The following is a 15,472-nucleotide window of genomic DNA, read 5'->3' as shown; positions in this document are numbered from 1 at the left end:
CGACGGCGAGACGGCCGAGGACCCCACCTGGCGACCGGGGGAGCGGCGATGACCGACGACCCGACGCGGCGACCCGAGGCGGGCCGATGACGACCGACCCCTTCTGGCTGACGACCGGCGTGGCGCTGCTCGCCTGCGTGCTGGGCGTCGTCGGCGTCCAGCTGTACGCGAGCGGCGCCCGCCGCCACGCGGCCCTCGTCGCCCGCCTCGACGAGAGCGGCGCACCGGAGGCCGCGACCGGCCGCCGCAGGCGCCGCTTCCGGGGCGTCGACCGGCGCGTGCGGAAGACCGCCCTCGGCCGGAAGCTGGAGCTGCGGATCGCGGCGACCGGACTCGACGTCACACCGGGCGAGTTCACGATGGCGCTCGCGGCGACGGTGACAGTGCTCTGGATCGTGGGACAGGCCGCGCTGTCCCCGTTCTTCGGCCCGATCTGCGGACTGCTCGGCATCTGGGTCGCGATGGGCTACCTCAACTGGCAGCGGCAGAAGCGCATCGAGCGGTTCATCAACCAGCTGCCCGAGCTCTCCCGGATCCTGGCCAACGCCACCCAGGCCGGGCTCGCCCTGCGCATGGCCCTCAGCCTCGCCGCCGACGAGATGGAGGCACCGGCCGGGGACGAACTGGAGAAGGTGGCGCAGCAACTGGCCGTGGGCACCTCCCTGGACGACGCCCTGGGGGAACTGGCCGAGCGCCTCCCCTCCCGCGAACTCGTCGTCCTCGTCACCACCCTCGTCCTCGCGAACCGGGCCGGCGGCACCGTCGTCTCCTCCCTGCGCAACCTCACGGAGACCCTGGAGGAGCGCAAGGAGACCCGGCGGGAGGTCCGCACCCAGCTCTCGCAGGTGAGCATGACCGCGTACTCCGTCCCGGTCATCGGCGTCGGCTCGCTGCTGCTCATCGACAACATGCAGCCCGGCGCGCTCGACCGCATGACCGCCTCCGGCCTTGGGCAGGCCGCGGTCGTCGCGGCGTTCGCGCTGTACGTGGTCGGCTTCGCCGCCATCCGCCGCTTCTCGAAGATCGACGTGTAGGGGACACCGCAGTGGACCTCCTCCTGTCCCTCCTGGCAGGCCTCGCCGTCGCGGGCTTCGCGTACGGCCTGCGGCTCTACCGGGCCGACGCCAAGCTCCCCGACGACCTCAGACTCGCGCTGGAGGTCGGCGGCACCCGCACCGGAGCCGTCGACTCGGCGGTCGACCGGCTGGGGATGCGGTGGTCGCCGGCGGTGCTGCGCCTGATGGGCCCGAAGCGGGTGAACGCGGTCCGGCGCCGCATCGACCTCGCGGGCAACCCCGGCGGCCTGACGATCGACCGGTACGGGGCGAGGCGAGCGGTCTACGGCTTCCTGGGCGGGCTCGGCGGCCTCGTGATGCTGAGCAAGGGCTCGTACGTGACGGCGCTGCTGCTCCTGGCCTTCGGGGCGTTCTGGACGGAGGTCGGGATCTGGTCGGCGGTCCGCATCCGCAAGGACCAGATCGAACGCACGCTGCCGGACTTCCTGGACGTCCTGGCCGTCGTGGTCAGCGCAGGCCTGGGCTTCCGGCAGGCCCTGGAACGGGTCGCCGAGAAGTACGAGGGCCCCTGGTCCGACGAACTCCGCATCACCCTGCGGCAGATGGACATGGGCGTGAGTCGCCGCCAGGCCTTCGACGAACTGCGCCGCCGGAACGACTCGGAACAGGTGGCCCAGTTCGTGACGGCGCTGCAGCAGGGGGAGGAGCTGGGGGCGCCGATCGTGGACACCCTGATCCAGATCGCCAACGACATGCGGCGCACGGACGCGCAGAACGCCCGGCGGAAGGCCGCGAAGGCGGTGCCGAAGGCGACGATGGTGATCACGACGCTGATGGTCCCGGCGACGATGATCCTGCTGGGCGCGGGACTGTTCCTGGGGACGGGGACGGACTTCGGGTCGGTGACGGGGGAGTGACCGGCTGACGGGGTGCGGTGACATATTCCGGGGAAAGGACTTCGCGGGCGCAACCCGATGTGCCAGAGTGCGGACAGAGTGTGAGGGGGGTGGACGTGATGGACCGGACTCTGCATCAGGCCCACCCGCCGAACGGGCCCTGTCCGCCGACCCGCCCGTCGGCGTACGGTACCCAAGCGCAGGCGTCCGAACGCGGAGGGGACCACGATGAACGACGCGATGCTGAAGGCCCTGACCAAGGCACGCATGCAGCTTGCGGCCTGGACGGACCGCCGAACGCGGGACCGGGGCCAGACGGCGGTGGAGTACCTGGGGATCATCGTGGTGGTGGTGGCGATCGTGATCGCGATCACCGGTACGGACATCGGGAACTCGATCAAGAACGCCATCACTCAGAAGATCGCCGATCTGACGGGGAAGTAAGACGGCGCAGGCCGCAGGGTGATAGAGGCCAGGCATTTCCCGTCTACATCGCGGTCGTTGCCGGACTCCTTTTCCTGGCATTCGCCTACTTTCTGGTCGGGCAGGCCGCTTTGACGCGGAGCAGTGCCCAGACCGCTGCGGATGCGGCCGCGCTCGCAGCGGCACAGGATGCCCGGGAGCAGTTGAGGGCTGGCTGGATCGAAGTGATCCTCGATCCGGACCAGTGGGATGGGTTCCTCGAGGGCGGGGCCTACGACGAAGGCTCCGCGTGCCAGCAGGCAGCGGCCTTTGCGGCTCGGAACGAGGCATCGCTCGACTCATGTGAGCCACTCGCCACTGGTGAGCACGGTTTCCAGACGGCGGTGACTACGACAGGCGAAGAGTCGCGCCACGCCAAAGCGACTGCTGAAGCAGTCGTCGAACCGCGTTGCACCTTCGAGCCGCCGGAACCCACCCGGGATCCGTTGGAACCTACCCGGGATCCGTCGGAACCGTCTCCAGATCCGTCGGAGAGTACGGATCCGGCTCCGCCGGACGTCGGCCTCATATGCGGTGGCGAGCCGTGGGTGATTGATCGTGACAGGCCGAGTCTCCCTGCTGCCACAGATCTCTTCAGAGTCCGACTGTCGGACTGAGCCGCGACGAGCAAAGGAAGCACGTTTCATGAACGCGCGCTACGCAAGGAAGACCCGCAGAGGGGCGGTCGTCGTCGCGATCACGTCGGTGGCGCTCGTCGTGGCCGGCTGCGGCGCTGAGGACAAGCCTCCTACGGACAAACCTGGTTCTACGACGATTGCTCCGTCCAAAGGTGGGACGGCCTCGCAGGACACGCAAGCGACTGAGGAGCCCACCGAGACGCTTGCCGTGCTCACGGGGAATGACGGCGTTCAGCTTGTCATCTCCTCCGCAGTGCGGGACGCGGGGGGATTCCTCACCGTCAAGGGTGCGTTGAAGAACACGTCCTCACGGTCCATTGCGCTCCCTGGCCAGATTCGCGGTGCCGAGACCGAGGTCATGAAGCACGGCAACTCTCTGGGAGGGGCCACGCTCATCGACTCCGTAGGCAAGAAGCGTTACTACGTCTTGCGAGATACCGATGGCCGACCGTTGACCACTACTGGTCTTGACATCCTCCCTGCGGGGAAGACGGCCGCAGTGTTCCTGCAATTCCCCGCACCCCCCGCCTCCACCACCGAAGTCTCCTTCCAGCTCCCCACCTTCGAACCCGCCACCCTCAAGCTCTCCTGAGGCGACGCCATGAAGACGATGACTCACCGCCGCCTCGCCGCCCTCGTTCTCGCTTCCGTCGTGCTCTGGCCCGTGTCCTCCGCCTACGCCGACGATCCGCCCGGGGCCGCCGGGACCTCCTCGCCCGCTCCCGTCATCGATGCCGGCTCGCCCGGGCTCATGCTGCCCGACGGTGCCACCCTCGCCCCCGCCAAGGTCCTCGACATCAAGCAGATCGTCGAGGACGAGGGCGGGCAGGAGCGTCGGCAGGACACCAACGTCGACGTGACGTTCGCGCTGCAGGCCGAGGTGCTGTTCCCGAAGAACAGCGCCAAGCTCACCCCCGCCGCCACCTCCCGTATCGCCGCCATCGCCGCCGAGATCGAGAAGATGGGCTCCGGCCGGGTGCGGGTCTTCGGGTTCACCGACAACCTGGGGACGTACGAGCACGGGCTCAAGCTGTCGAAGGAGCGGGCCGTCGCCGTGCAGCAGGTCCTCGCCCGTGCCCTCGACCCCGGGACGACCTTCGACATCCGCGGGTACAGCGAGGACTACCCGATCGCCGACAACCGCACCGAGGAGGGACGGAAGAAGAACCGGCGGGTCGAGATCTCCTTCCCCCGGACCTCCGCACCCCCGTCCTAGAGGACCAGCGCCGCCCGGATCGTCGCGGTCATGCGGTCCGGGTGGCGGAACACCTCCCGCGCCGTGAAGCGCAGCACCCGCAGGACCTCCGGGCAGGACTGCAGCGCGTTGAACCGGGCGACGTCCCGTTCGTGGGCGCGGCGGGTGCCGTGGAAGGCGTAGCCCTCGACCTCGACCGCCAGGCCCGCCCTCCGGAACAGGAAGTCCGGGCGCAGGGGCCGGCCCTCCGCCGTGAGGAGCGTCGGCTGGCACTCGGGGGCCAGCCCCGCGTCACCCATCCGCAGCCGGGCCACCGTCTCCGCCGGGGACCCCGACGCCGGTTCGGCGAGCCGCAGCCAGGTGCGGGCGCGGGCCGCGCCCCGGCGGGGTGCGGCGAGTTCCGCGGCGAGCTCCTCCTGCCGGACGAGGGCCTCCCGGCGCACGCCCCCGACCGCCCGGCGCGCGAGGGCGGAGTCCGCGACGACCACCGCCTCCTCCCGGGTCGCGGAGGCCCGTATCAGGTCGCCGACGGTACGGGCCGGGGTCGTGGTGCGCAGACCCCGTCTGAGTGACCGGTCCCCGTCCGTGAGGAAGGCGCTGGTGTGGATCCGTATGCCGTGGCCGCGTGCCGACCCGGCCGAGCGGGGCGCCGTGAAGTCGAGGTGCTCCGGCGCCGGCTCGCCGCCCAGCACCTCGATGCGGTGCAGCCGCGCCGCCGTCCCGTGGCTGCACACCAGCTCCGGGCGCAGGAACTGGAGGGCCGTCGCCCTCAGCCGCCAGTCCACGTCTCTCCCGGGGGCGGCCCAGGCGCCCCGGCAGATCCGCTGCCAGCCGTCGCGGCGCAGCCGTCCGGACAGCCGGCCCGGCGGCCAGCCCGCCGCGACCGCCCAGACCGTCAGGAGGACCCCGCCCCTGGCGAGGATCGCCAACTCGTACATACGCCCAACGATCCACGGAAGAGGGACACTTCGCACCCCCTGTGGAAAACCCGGCGAAAGACGTCGCCAGGAAAGCGTAAATCCGTCGAGACGTACCCCGCGGGCAGGAGCATTCTGGACAGATGACGGCGAGCCCGAACCTCACTTCCGGCGTCCAGTTGGTCAGTGATCTCGTCACCCGCATCCCCGAGTTCCGGGGCGTGTACGAGACCCACGTCTTCCATCAGGGCGGCGTCCTGCCCCACGTCTTCTTCTGGGACGTCGTCCAGGACACCGTCCGGTCCTTCCTCGGCGAGGCCCCCGGCGCCGCCGACTGGCGCAGCACCCTCGCCTTCCTGGAGGAGCAGAGCGCCCGCGGTGTCCTCGGCATCGACGAGGTCATCGTCACGTCCTTCCTGGGCGACCTGCCCTCGCCGCAGGAGCCCGGGCACGCGATCGTCGAGCAGCTCGGCCCCCTCATGGCCGCGAAGTTCGTCCGGATAAGGCCCCTCGGCTGAGCCGGCGGGGCTCCGGGGCCGGCGGGCCCGGGCGGCGAGGCCCCTCGGCGGAGGCCGTCGGGCCCCCGGGATAATCGGGCGCATGTCCCCGCCCCTCCCCCCGTCCGTCCGCCGGCCCGACCGCGCCACCCTCGCCGCCCTCGGCGGCTACGCCGCCACCCGTGTCATCGGCCTCGTCGTCCTCGCCGTCGCCGCCGCGGTGACGGGCGAGGACGGGCTGCACCGGCTCAAGGGGCGCTGGGACTCCGTCTGGTACGTCCGCGTCGCCGAGCACGGGTACGGGTACCAGGCCACCCTGCCGAACGGTGACGTCCACTCCGACCTGGCCTTCTTCCCGCTCCTCCCGGCCCTGGAGCGCGGCCTCTCCGCCGTCCTCCCCGTCGACGCCGCCACCGCAGGGCTCCTCGTCTCCTGGACCGCCGGGCTCGCCGCCGCCTGGGGGATCCACCGCTGCGGCACCCACATCGCGGGGCCACGCGTGGGCGTGCTCCTCGCCGTCCTGTGGGGCGTGTACCCGACGGCGTTCGTCCAGTCGATGGCGTACACCGAGACCCTGTTCACCGCGCTCGCCGCCTGGTCGCTGTACGCGGTGCTGCGCGGGCGCTGGATCCTGGCGGGTGCCCTGTGCGCGGTCGCCGGGCTGACCCGGCCGACGGCCGCCGCGCTGATCGCCGCCCTCGGCGTCACGGCCCTCGTTGGCCTCGTACGGGAACGGCGGCTGCCCGCCCGGACGGTGGCCGGGGTGCTGATCGCCCCGCTGGGCTGGCTCGCGTACATCGCCTATGTAGGAGTCCGCGAGGGCAGCCCGACCGCCTACTTCGACGTCCAGGCGGCCTGGGGCAACTCCATCGACGGCGGCGTCGCCCTGGCGCGGTTCATCGCGGGCCTGCCGTGGCCCGCCGCCCTCGGCCTGTGCGCGGCGCTCGGGCTGCTCGGCTGGCTGGTCGCGCTGTGCGTGCGGCAGCGCCAGCCGCTGCCGGTGCTGGTGTACACGGTCGGGGTGGTGTTCGTGTCGCTCGTGGGCGCCGCGTACTTCGGCTCCCGGCCGCGTCTGATGATGCCCGCGTTCGGGCTGCTGCTCCCGCCCGCCGCGGCCCTCGCGCGCGTGCGGACCCGCACGGCCGTGCCGGTCCTCGCGGGTCTCGCGCTCGCCTCCGCCGCGTACGGGGCGTTCACCCTGCTCGGTTCGGGACCTCCGTGAGGTCCACGCGCACGCGTACCCCCGGTGCGAGGCCCCAACCCGCCATCGCGCCCGCCTCCGCCTCCAGGACGTGCCGGCCGCGCGGCCGGATCATGCCGAGCCGTCCCGGGCGCATCGTGACCACGGACCTGACCGTGAACGAGCCGTCCAGATGGGCCACGTCGATCGGGAACCGCATGCCGAAGGTGTGGACGCTGTTCGTACGGACGATGAGCAGCGCCCCCGCGATCCCGTCCCGGCCGAGGAGCCCCCGCCGCCGGGCCCGGTAGGAGGCCGCCACCTCCAGCGGGACCTCCAGCCCGGCCACCTCCAGCGGGGCCTCCAGCCCGGCCACCTCCAGCGGGGCCTCCAGCCCGGCCACCTCCAGCGGGACCTCCAGCGCCGCCACCTCCAGCGGGACCTCCCGCGCGGCCACCGTCAACGTCCCCGTGCCGTCCGTCCACTTCCCCATACGGCAGACCGTAGCGGCCTCGGCGCCTAGGGTCTCGTCCGTGGACGTCACGCTGATCGCCGTCGCCGCCCTGTGGGGGGCCGCCGTGGGGCTGCTCGTGCCCCGGGCCGCCTACCGGTTCTCGGTGGAGCCGGAGGAGCCGTGGCGGGACCGCTGCCCCGCCGGGCACGTCCTCACCGGGCCCGGGCGCGGCTGGCTCGGCGGCCCCGGGCGGCGGGCCTGCGCGACCACCGCGAGCCCGCTGGTCGCGCCCGCGCTCACCGCCCTGGCCTGCGCCGCGCTCGCCGCCGCCACCGGGGGGCCCCGGCCCGAGCTCGCGGTCTGGCTGCTCGGCGCGCCGTTCGCGGTGCTCCTCGCCACGGTGGACGCGCGCGTGCACCGGCTTCCGGACGGTCTGACCCTGCCGCTCGCCGCCGCCGTCCCGCTGCTCCTCGGCGTCGCCGAGCTCCTTCCGTACGGAGCCGGATCCTGGTCCCACGCGCTCCTCGGCGGGCTCGTCCTCGGCGGCGCGTACCTGGTGCTCCACGCGGTCAACCCGGGCCAGCTCGGCCTCGGCGACGTGAAGCTGGCCGTCCCGCTGGGCGCCGCGCTCGGCTGGTACGGCTGGGGCGTGCTCTTCGCCGGGGCCTTCGCGGGCTTCCTCCTCGGCGCGGTCTACGGCCTCGGGCTCGTCCTGCTGCGCCGGGCCGACCGCTCCTCGGCGATCCCCTTCGGCCCCTTCATGCTCGGCGGCCTCCTGCTCGGCCTCCTCCTCGGCGCGTTCACCACCCCGGCCTGAGACCCCGCCCCGCCATCGCCGCACCTGCGGACGGGCGGCTGCGGGCCGAGCCGGAGGCCGCGACGCGCACGGACGGTGACGAGGAGGTCGCGCGGCGGGGCGGATCGCGGTGCTGCCTCGCCGCTCAGGCGGCTGACCTGCCGGGAAGCCGGTCCGCCCGGGTCCCCGCGTCAACGCCGCGCACCGGCCGGACGGTCCCCCGTGGGAGGGACGGAACCCCGCCGCCACGCCGGGGCGCAAACCCGCCACAGGCCCCCGGAGCCCTTGTGCCGCCTGGGATCCGGCGCATCGGGCGCGGTTCGTCCGGCGCGCGTGGCGCGCAGGACGACTAACGAAGGGTTATGGTGGAAACCCCCCCTCGGGCCGGTCCGTATCCCCCCCACGGACCGGCCCGTTTTTCTTCTCCGGAGCCCCGCGGGGACCGTCAGCCCCGACCGGCCCAGATGTTCGTGCCGGCGGTGTCCACGGCGAACGAGTCGATCTCCTTGAGCTCCTCGTCCGTGAGCGGCGCGCCCGCGAGCGCGGCCACGTTCTCCTCCAGCTGGGCGACGCTGGACGCGCCGATCAGCGCCGAGGTCATCCGCTCGTCGCGCAGCACCCACGACAGCGCCAGCTGGGCGAGGGACTGCCCGCGCCGCTCGGCGATGTCCGCGAGACCGCGCAGGCGCCGCAGCACCTCCTCGGAGAGCAGGTTCGGGTCGAGGGACTTGCCCTGGGTGGCCCGGGAGCCCTCCGGGATGCCCTTCAGGTACTTGTTGGTCAGCAGCCCCTGCGCGAGCGGGACGAAGGAGATGCAGCCCATGCCGGCCGCCTCCAGGGTGTCCAGGAGGGCGTCCTCCTCGGTCCACCGGTTGATCATGGAGTACGAGGGCTGGTGGATGAGCGGGCGGACACCCATCTCCTGGAGGATCCGCGCGGCCTCGGCGGTCTGCTCGCTGTTGTACGAGGAGACGCCGACGTACAGCGCCTTGCCCTGCTGGACGGCGGAGGCCAGGGCCCCCATCGTCTCCTCCAGCGGGGTGTGGGGGTCGAAGCGGTGCGAGTAGAAGATGTCGACGTAGTCGAGGCCCATCCGGTTCAGGGAGGCGTCGAGCGAGGACAGCAGGTACTTGCGGGAGCCCCACTCGCCGTACGGGCCGGGGTGCATCTCGTAGCCGGCCTTGGTCGAGATGATCAGCTCGTCGCGGTAGGGCGCGAAGTCCTGGGCGAAGAGCTTGCCGAAGTTCAGCTCGGCGGAGCCGGGCGGCGGTCCGTAGTTGTTCGCCAGGTCGAAGTGCGTGACGCCGAGGTCGAAGGCGCGGCGCAGGATCGCGCGCTGGGTGCCGAGGGCCTTGTCGTCGCCGAAGTTGTGCCAGAGGCCGAGCGAGACGGCCGGGAGCTTGAGGCCGCTGCGGCCGGTGCGGCGGTACTCCATGGCGTCGTAGCGGTCCGCGGAGGCGCGGTACAGGGGGGAATCAGTCACGTATCTCTGCTTATCACGGACTTGTGACAGTCCCGGGCTGGGAGCCCGTCGCCCGTGCGCAGTAGTGTGGCGGCTTCGGGGGCCGACACTGCATGGAGGGGTAAAGAACAGTGAACCTGCGCGACCTGGTGTACGGGCTCTACGCACGCCGGGTGGAAGGCCGCCTCGACCACACCCAGGTGCCCAAGCACATCGGGGTCATCCTCGACGGGAACCGTCGCTGGGCCAAGGCGTCCGGCGGGACCCCCGAGCAGGGACACAAGGCCGGCGCGGACAAGATCCAGGAGCTGCTCGGCTGGTGCGCCGAGACGGACGTCGAGGTCGTCACCCTCTGGATGCTCTCCACGGACAACCTGAACCGCCCCGAGGAGCAGCTCGTCCCGCTGCTCGGCATCATCGAGAACGCGGTGCGTTCGCTGGCCGCCGACGGCCGCTGGCGGGTCCACCACGTCGGCACGATGGACCTGCTGCCCGCTCGCACCCAGACGGTGCTGAAGGAGGCCGAGCAGGCCACCCACGGCAACACGGGGATACTCGTGAACGTCGCGGTGGGCTACGGCGGCCGGCAGGAGATCGCGGACGCGGTCCGCTCGCTGCTCCTGGAGCACGCGGAGCGGGGGACGAGCTTCGAGGAGCTCGCCGAGATCGTCGACGTCGAGCACATCTCGGAGCACCTCTACACGCGCGGCCAGCCCGACCCGGACCTGGTGATCCGGACCAGCGGCGAGCAGCGTCTGTCCGGGTTCATGCTGTGGCAGAGCGCCCACTCCGAGTACTACTTCTGCGAGGTCCACTGGCCGGCCTTCCGGAAGGTCGACTTCCTGCGGGCGCTGCGGGACTACGCGGCCCGGCACCGGCGCTACGGCTCCTGATCGTCCACGGACACCCCTCCGGACATTCCCGGTCGGAACCGATCACCTCATGTTCATGAACACGTCGTCATATGCCATGGCATGGCAGTGGCTGTTCGAGGGCATATCCCTGGTGAAGTGAGCGGCACGGAGACCGCCACCCGGGAGGCCCCTTGCACCAGGACGACCGTGCGGGACACGTACGGGAGAAGCGGAGGGCCGTGGTTCGGCCCGCGCATCGCGGCCTGAGCCCGGTCCCATTCCGCAGCGACACCGGTTCCGTCGCACCCCGACCTCACAGGGGTCTTCCGAGGGGGTCTGTCCTTCCGTGGTGACCAGCACGAAGCGCCGCCTTTCCGACCGGCGCACCTATGTTCTCGACACCAGCGTCCTGCTGGCCGACCCCAACGCCGTCTCGCGCTTCGAGGAGCACGAGGTGGTGCTCCCGATCGTCGTCGTGACGGAGCTGGAGGCCAAGCGGCACCATCCCGAGCTCGGGTACTTCGCCCGGCAGGCTCTGCGCCTGCTCGACGACTTCCGGGTCCGGTACGGACGCCTCGACGCCCCCCTCCCCGTCGGGGAGCTGGGCGGCACCCTGCGTGTCGAACTCAACCATTCCGACCCCGGCGTACTGCCCGCCGGCTACAGGTTGGGGGACAACGACTCACGGATCCTCGCGGTCGCGCGCAACCTCCAGGCCGAGGGGTACGACGTCACGGTCGTCTCCAAGGACCTGCCGCTGCGCATCAAGGCCTCCTCGGTGGGCCTGCTCGCCGAGGAGTACCGCGCCGAGCTCGCCATCACGGACGCCAACGGCTGGACCGGGATGTCCGAGCTGGCGCTCTCCGGCGAGCAGGTGGACCTGCTCTTCGAGCAGAGCACGCTCCACGTCCCCGAGGCCGCGGAGCTTCCGGTCCACACGGGCCTGGTGCTCCAGTCCGAGCGCGGCAAGGCGCTCGGCCGCGTCACCCCCGAGGGGAACGTGCGACTCGTCAGGGGCGACCGGGAGGCCTTCGGGCTGCACGGCCGCAGCGCCGAGCAGCGGATCGCGCTGGACCTGCTCCTCGACCCGGACGTCGGCATCATCTCCATGGGCGGCCGGGCCGGCACCGGCAAGTCCGCGCTCGCGCTCTGCGCGGGCCTGGAGGCGGTCCTGGAGCGCCGTCAGCACCAGAAGGTGATGGTCTTCCGCCCGCTGTACGCGGTCGGCGGCCAGGAGCTCGGGTACCTGCCGGGCAGCGAGTCCGAGAAGATGAGCCCGTGGGCCCAGGCCGTCTTCGACACGCTGTCCTCGGTCGCGAGCCGCGAGGTCATCGAGGAGGTGCTCGGGCGCGGGATGCTGGAGGTCCTGCCGCTCACCCACATCCGCGGCCGCTCGCTCCACGACGCCTTCGTCATCGTGGACGAGGCACAGTCCCTGGAGCGGAACGTCCTGTTGACCGTTCTGTCCCGGATCGGGGCGAATTCGCGGGTGGTCCTCACCCATGACGTCGCCCAGCGCGACAACCTCCGGGTCGGCCGGTACGACGGAGTCGTCGCCGTCGTCGAGAAGCTGAAGGGGCATCCGCTCTTCGCCCACGTCACGCTCACCCGCTCCGAGCGCTCGCAGATCGCCGCGCTCGTGACGGAGATGCTGGAGGACGGACAGATCTGACCGATTCGTACCCGTCCGTACGGGTACGCCAGTTGGCGCCGCCCGGCAAAGCGCAGGAGCTTAGCCGGGCGGCGCCCTGCTGTCCCGTGGATCCGTCAAAACACCTGCGTCCGCCGAGGTGTGAGCTTTCACACGCAACACGGAATTGCCCTGCGGCCTCGCCGTCCGGCAGAGTCTTGCTTCCGTCAGGCCCCGCATACGGCACAGGTGCACCCTCAGGGGTGCGCACAAGCACCACACAACTCCACAGCCGTCGACCGTATGCCGCCCACAGCACCACGGGCCCGTGTCTTCTGTGACCCCGTACGTCGGAGACCAGTGCCAGGGGCAAGATTTCGCTCGCGTGGTCACCTGTGCGGGCGTGCTGGAAGGAAACCGTGTGAGCCGGATCTCGGTCCGGGGATTCGCGGTGGCTTCGGCCACTGCGGTCACCACCGTCGGCGCTGTCGTGGGTGTTGCCTCGGGCAACGCCGCCCAGGCCTCGGACGACAACTTCGAAGCCACCGCGGCCGACACCACGCTGCTCGCGGACATTCCCGCGGGCGAGCAGGCCCAGGTACAGGTCTCGTCCCTCTCGGAGCAGGCCGACGTCCAGGCCGCCGCGGCCGACTCGGCCGCGAAGAAGACCGCCGAGGAGACGGCCCGCCTCCGCGCCGCCAAGGACGCCGAGGCGAAGAAGGAGGCGGCCGACAAGGCCGCCGCCGAGGAGAAGGCCGAGAAGGAGCGCAAGGAGAAGGAGGCGCAGGAGCGCGCGAGCCGCTCCGCCGCCCGCGACGCGACGTCCTTCGCCGCGCAGGGCTCCTACAGCGTCTCCGAGATCAAGTCGATGGCCCGCCAGATGATGGGCTCCGACCAGTTCCAGTGCTTCAGCAACATCGTGGACCACGAGTCCGGCTGGAACTACCGCGCCTCCAACCCGTCTTCCGGCGCCTACGGCCTGGTCCAGGCCCTCCCGGGCTCCAAGATGGCCTCGGCCGGTGCCGACTGGCAGACCAACCCCGCCACCCAGATCAAGTGGGGCCTCAGCTACATGGACGGCCGCTACGGCAGCCCGTGCGGCGCCTGGTCGTTCTGGCAGGCCAACCGCTGGTACTAGTACCGCGCTCAACCTCCGGGAGCCCCTCACCGTCCTACGGTGGGGGGCCTCTTGCGTGTAGGTTCGCGACGAGGAATGAGCAGGGAAGCGGGGGGAAGAGGAAAGAGATGTCCAGAGTGCCAGGGTGGCTGGGCCGGCTCGGCGAGAGCCTGAGCCGGATGGGTGAGCGCCTCGACGAGCGCAGGGCCGAGGCCGAGCGGGAGGACCCGCTCGGGCCCCCGTACGTCCACGACCTCCCGTACGAGCCCGTGCCCGCGCCCGCCCCCGTGCGGGCCGACGCCGACACCGACCCCGACACCGCCGCGCCGCTCCCCGAGGCCGGGGCCGGCGCTCCGGACGGCGCCCCCGGCGAGCCCGGCCGCTCCGTCCCCGCGCCCCCCTCGTACGCACCGGCGGTCGCCGCCCGCCCCGACCCCGTCGCCGCCATCCCCTGGGGCATGCGCGTGGCCGCCGAGGCGAGTTGGCGGCTCCTCGTCCTCGCCGGGACGGTCTGGGTCCTGATGAAGGTGATCAGCTCCGTACAGCTGGTCGTCCTCGCCTTCGTCGCCGCGCTCCTCGTCACCGCCCTGCTCCAGCCCACCGTGGCCATGCTGCGCCGCAAGGGCCTGCCCCGCGGGCTCGCCACCGCCGTCACCGCCGTCTCCGGCTTCGTCGTCATGGGCCTGGTCGGCTGGTTCGTGGTCTGGCAGGTGATGGACAACATCGACAACCTGTCCGACCAGGTCAAGAACGGCATCGAGGAGCTCAAGCGAGGACTCCTCAACAGCCCCTTCCACGTCACCGAGCAGCAGATCAACGGCATCGCGAAGAACCTCAGCGACTCCGTCGGCGCCAACGCCGAACAGATCACCCAGGTCGGACTCCAGGGCGTCACCGTCGTCGTCGAGGCGATGACGGGCATCCTGCTCGCCATGTTCTCGACGCTCTTCCTGCTCTACGACGGGAAGAAGGTCTGGGAGTGGACCCTCAAGCTGGTGCCCGCCCAGGCCCGGCCGGGCGTCGCCGGCGCCGGTCCGCGCGCCTGGCGCACCCTCACCGCCTATGTGCGCGGCACGGTCCTCGTCGCCCTCATCGACGCCGTCTTCATCGGCCTCGGACTCTGGTTCCTCGACGTGCCGATGGCCGTGCCGCTGGCCGTGTTCATCTTCCTCTTCGCCTTCATCCCGCTGGTCGGCGCCGTGATCTCCGGTGCCCTCGCGGTCGTCGTCGCGCTCGTCACCAACGGCCTCTTCACCGCGCTGATGGTGCTCGTCGTCGTCCTCGCCGTGCAGCAGATCGAGGGTCACGTCCTCCAGCCCTTCATCCTCGGCCGGGCGGTCCGCGTCCACCCGCTCGCGGTCGTCCTCGCGGTCGCCGCCGGCGGCCTGACCGCCGGCATCGGCGGCGCCGTCGTCGCCGTCCCGCTGGTCGCCGTCGCCAACACGGTGGTCGGCTACCTGCGCGCGTACAGCACGGAACAGGCGCTCCGCAGCGCCCCCGAGCCCCGGGGCGCGACCGCCTTCGCCGTGGCACCGGTCCCGGCGCCGGGCGCCGCCGAGGGGGCGAAGCGGTGATATCCGAGCCGGAACTCGTGGGCGGCGAGGAGTTCGACGTCCACGAGGTGGTCAGCGACGTCCCGCCGCCGCGCCCGCCCCGGGCCCGCCGCCCCTGGCTGTGGGCGCTCGGCGGCGCGGTCCTCGCCTCGGCCCTGTGGGGCGGAGGGCTCTACGCGTACGCGCAGAAGAAGGATCCGGGCCCGGACCTCGGCGGGTACGCCGCGCCGGCGAAGCTCTGCGAGAAGGCCGGGCTGAAGGCGCTCGGCGGGATCCTCGGCAAGCGCTCCGAGGACGGCGTCGGGCCCGAGATGGACGATCCCGCCGTGTACCAGACGTCCTGCTCGATGACGTACGGCGACCAGGACGCCGGGTACGCCGCCCAGCTCACGTACACCCTGCACAAGGTGACGGACCCCGGGCCCGAGTTCGCGGCGCGGGCGAAGTACTCCGACCTCGCGACGCCGATCGGCGGCCTCGGGGAGCAGGCCTTCTTCAGCGACCGCGGCGGCGACGGCGGGGAGCTCCGGGTCCTCGACGGCCAGGCCGAGTTCGAGCTGCAGATCTACCGGCAGTACAGCACCGACGAGCAGGGCAACCCGCTCGGCGAGGCGAAGGTCGTCGACCTCTCCGGGATCGACGTCCCGATGACCCAGGACCTGCTGGCCCTCATGGAGGCGCTCAGGAGGTGACGGGGAAGGGGGGGGGGGGGGGGGGGGGGGGGGGGGGGGGCGGGGGGGCGCGCCCCCCCCCCCGCCCCCGCGGCGCGGCGCCCGCGCGGGGGGGGGGGGCGCGCGGCCGTCGC

The 15,472-nt window shown here is 72.0% G+C and carries 16 protein-coding genes and 1 pseudogene; 14 read left to right on the top strand and 3 right to left on the bottom strand.

The annotated features are described in order from the left end of the window. Positions 1-86 precede the first annotated feature (86 nt). The 6 genes and pseudogenes from ACFV2S_RS30830 to ACFV2S_RS30805 all read left to right on the top strand — a co-directional run bounded on the left by ACFV2S_RS30830 (position 87) and on the right by ACFV2S_RS30805 (position 4,228). On the top strand, positions 87-1,034 hold the full coding sequence (locus ACFV2S_RS30830; RefSeq protein WP_385566325.1) for a type II secretion system F family protein: 948 nt from the start codon (positions 87-89) through the stop codon (positions 1,032-1,034). An 11-nt stretch (positions 1,035-1,045) separates the two neighbouring features. Next, positions 1,046-1,933 (top strand): DUF5936 domain-containing protein, encoded by an 888-nt coding sequence (locus ACFV2S_RS30825; RefSeq protein WP_382865006.1) that lies wholly within the window; start codon positions 1,046-1,048, stop codon positions 1,931-1,933. Between the two features lie 207 nt (positions 1,934-2,140). Then, positions 2,141-2,356 (top strand): Flp family type IVb pilin, encoded by a 216-nt coding sequence (locus tag ACFV2S_RS30820; RefSeq protein ID WP_385566320.1) that lies wholly within the window; start codon positions 2,141-2,143, stop codon positions 2,354-2,356. 38 nt (positions 2,357-2,394) lie between these two features. Continuing rightward, positions 2,395-2,991: pseudogene (locus ACFV2S_RS30815) on the top strand (pilus assembly protein TadG-related protein); the annotation flags it as partial. 28 nt (positions 2,992-3,019) lie between these two features. Continuing rightward, complete coding sequence (locus ACFV2S_RS30810) at positions 3,020-3,604, top strand: hypothetical protein (RefSeq protein ID WP_385566316.1); 585 nt, start codon at positions 3,020-3,022, stop codon at positions 3,602-3,604. 9 nt (positions 3,605-3,613) lie between these two features. Then, complete coding sequence (locus ACFV2S_RS30805; RefSeq protein ID WP_385566313.1) at positions 3,614-4,228, top strand: OmpA family protein; 615 nt, start codon at positions 3,614-3,616, stop codon at positions 4,226-4,228. On the opposite strand, the gene ACFV2S_RS30800 is transcribed toward ACFV2S_RS30805, so the two are convergent. Then, complete coding sequence (locus ACFV2S_RS30800) at positions 4,225-5,145, bottom strand: hypothetical protein (protein ID WP_385566309.1); 921 nt, start codon at positions 5,143-5,145, stop codon at positions 4,225-4,227. The two genes, ACFV2S_RS30805 and ACFV2S_RS30800, sit on opposite strands and share 4 nt — an antisense overlap. A 122-nt stretch (positions 5,146-5,267) precedes the next feature. On the opposite strand from ACFV2S_RS30800, the gene ACFV2S_RS30795 reads away from it, so the two are divergent. Beyond that, positions 5,268-5,642, top strand: coding sequence for a hypothetical protein (locus tag ACFV2S_RS30795; protein WP_385566306.1), 375 nt, complete (start codon positions 5,268-5,270; stop codon positions 5,640-5,642). An 82-nt stretch (positions 5,643-5,724) separates the two neighbouring features. After that, positions 5,725-6,843 (top strand): hypothetical protein, encoded by a 1,119-nt coding sequence (locus ACFV2S_RS30790; RefSeq protein ID WP_385566303.1) that lies wholly within the window; start codon positions 5,725-5,727, stop codon positions 6,841-6,843. On the opposite strand, the gene ACFV2S_RS30785 is transcribed toward ACFV2S_RS30790, so the two are convergent. Then, entirely contained in the window at positions 6,815-7,195 is a 381-nt protein-coding gene (locus tag ACFV2S_RS30785) for a DUF192 domain-containing protein (protein WP_385566472.1), read from the bottom strand. The two genes, ACFV2S_RS30790 and ACFV2S_RS30785, sit on opposite strands and share 29 nt — an antisense overlap. A gap of 139 nt (positions 7,196-7,334) precedes the next feature. Between ACFV2S_RS30785 and ACFV2S_RS30780 the strand changes: the two genes are divergently transcribed. Next, complete coding sequence (locus ACFV2S_RS30780; RefSeq protein ID WP_385566299.1) at positions 7,335-8,072, top strand: prepilin peptidase; 738 nt, start codon at positions 7,335-7,337, stop codon at positions 8,070-8,072. A 424-nt stretch (positions 8,073-8,496) separates the two neighbouring features. Here ACFV2S_RS30780 and mgrA read toward each other — a convergent pair whose 3' ends face one another. Beyond that, complete coding sequence (gene mgrA, locus ACFV2S_RS30775) at positions 8,497-9,534, bottom strand: L-glyceraldehyde 3-phosphate reductase (protein ID WP_385566295.1); 1,038 nt, start codon at positions 9,532-9,534, stop codon at positions 8,497-8,499. Positions 9,535-9,644: 110 nt separating this feature from the next. Between mgrA and ACFV2S_RS30770 the strand changes: the two genes are divergently transcribed. The 5 genes from ACFV2S_RS30770 to ACFV2S_RS30750 all read left to right on the top strand — a co-directional run bounded on the left by ACFV2S_RS30770 (position 9,645) and on the right by ACFV2S_RS30750 (position 15,359). Continuing rightward, positions 9,645-10,406 (top strand): isoprenyl transferase, encoded by a 762-nt coding sequence (locus ACFV2S_RS30770; RefSeq protein WP_382865035.1) that lies wholly within the window; start codon positions 9,645-9,647, stop codon positions 10,404-10,406. Positions 10,407-10,713: 307 nt separating this feature from the next. Continuing rightward, positions 10,714-12,039 carry a PhoH family protein gene (locus tag ACFV2S_RS30765; RefSeq protein ID WP_383790007.1) on the top strand — a complete coding sequence of 442 codons (1,326 nt, stop codon included), beginning with the start codon at positions 10,714-10,716 and terminating at the stop codon, positions 12,037-12,039. A 379-nt stretch (positions 12,040-12,418) separates the two neighbouring features. Continuing rightward, the gene (locus tag ACFV2S_RS30760) at positions 12,419-13,135 is read left to right on the top strand and encodes a lytic transglycosylase domain-containing protein (RefSeq protein ID WP_383790004.1); all 717 of its coding nucleotides are present in this window, start codon (positions 12,419-12,421) and stop codon (positions 13,133-13,135) included. 107 nt (positions 13,136-13,242) lie between these two features. Beyond that, positions 13,243-14,688, top strand: a complete 1,446-nt coding sequence (locus tag ACFV2S_RS30755) for an AI-2E family transporter (RefSeq protein WP_385566286.1) — start codon at positions 13,243-13,245, stop codon at positions 14,686-14,688. Further along, positions 14,685-15,359, top strand: coding sequence for a hypothetical protein (locus ACFV2S_RS30750; protein ID WP_385566282.1), 675 nt, complete (start codon positions 14,685-14,687; stop codon positions 15,357-15,359). The genes ACFV2S_RS30755 and ACFV2S_RS30750 overlap by 4 nt, the downstream gene beginning before the upstream one ends. Positions 15,360-15,472: the final 113 nt, after the last annotated feature.

This window comes from Streptomyces sp. NPDC059695 (genome assembly GCF_042733785.1).
In the GTDB taxonomy this organism is placed as follows: Bacteria; Actinomycetota; Actinomycetes; order Streptomycetales; family Streptomycetaceae; genus Streptomyces.
Note: the sequence above shows the minus strand (reverse complement) of the source record. Positions and strands in the feature narration are given on the sequence as shown.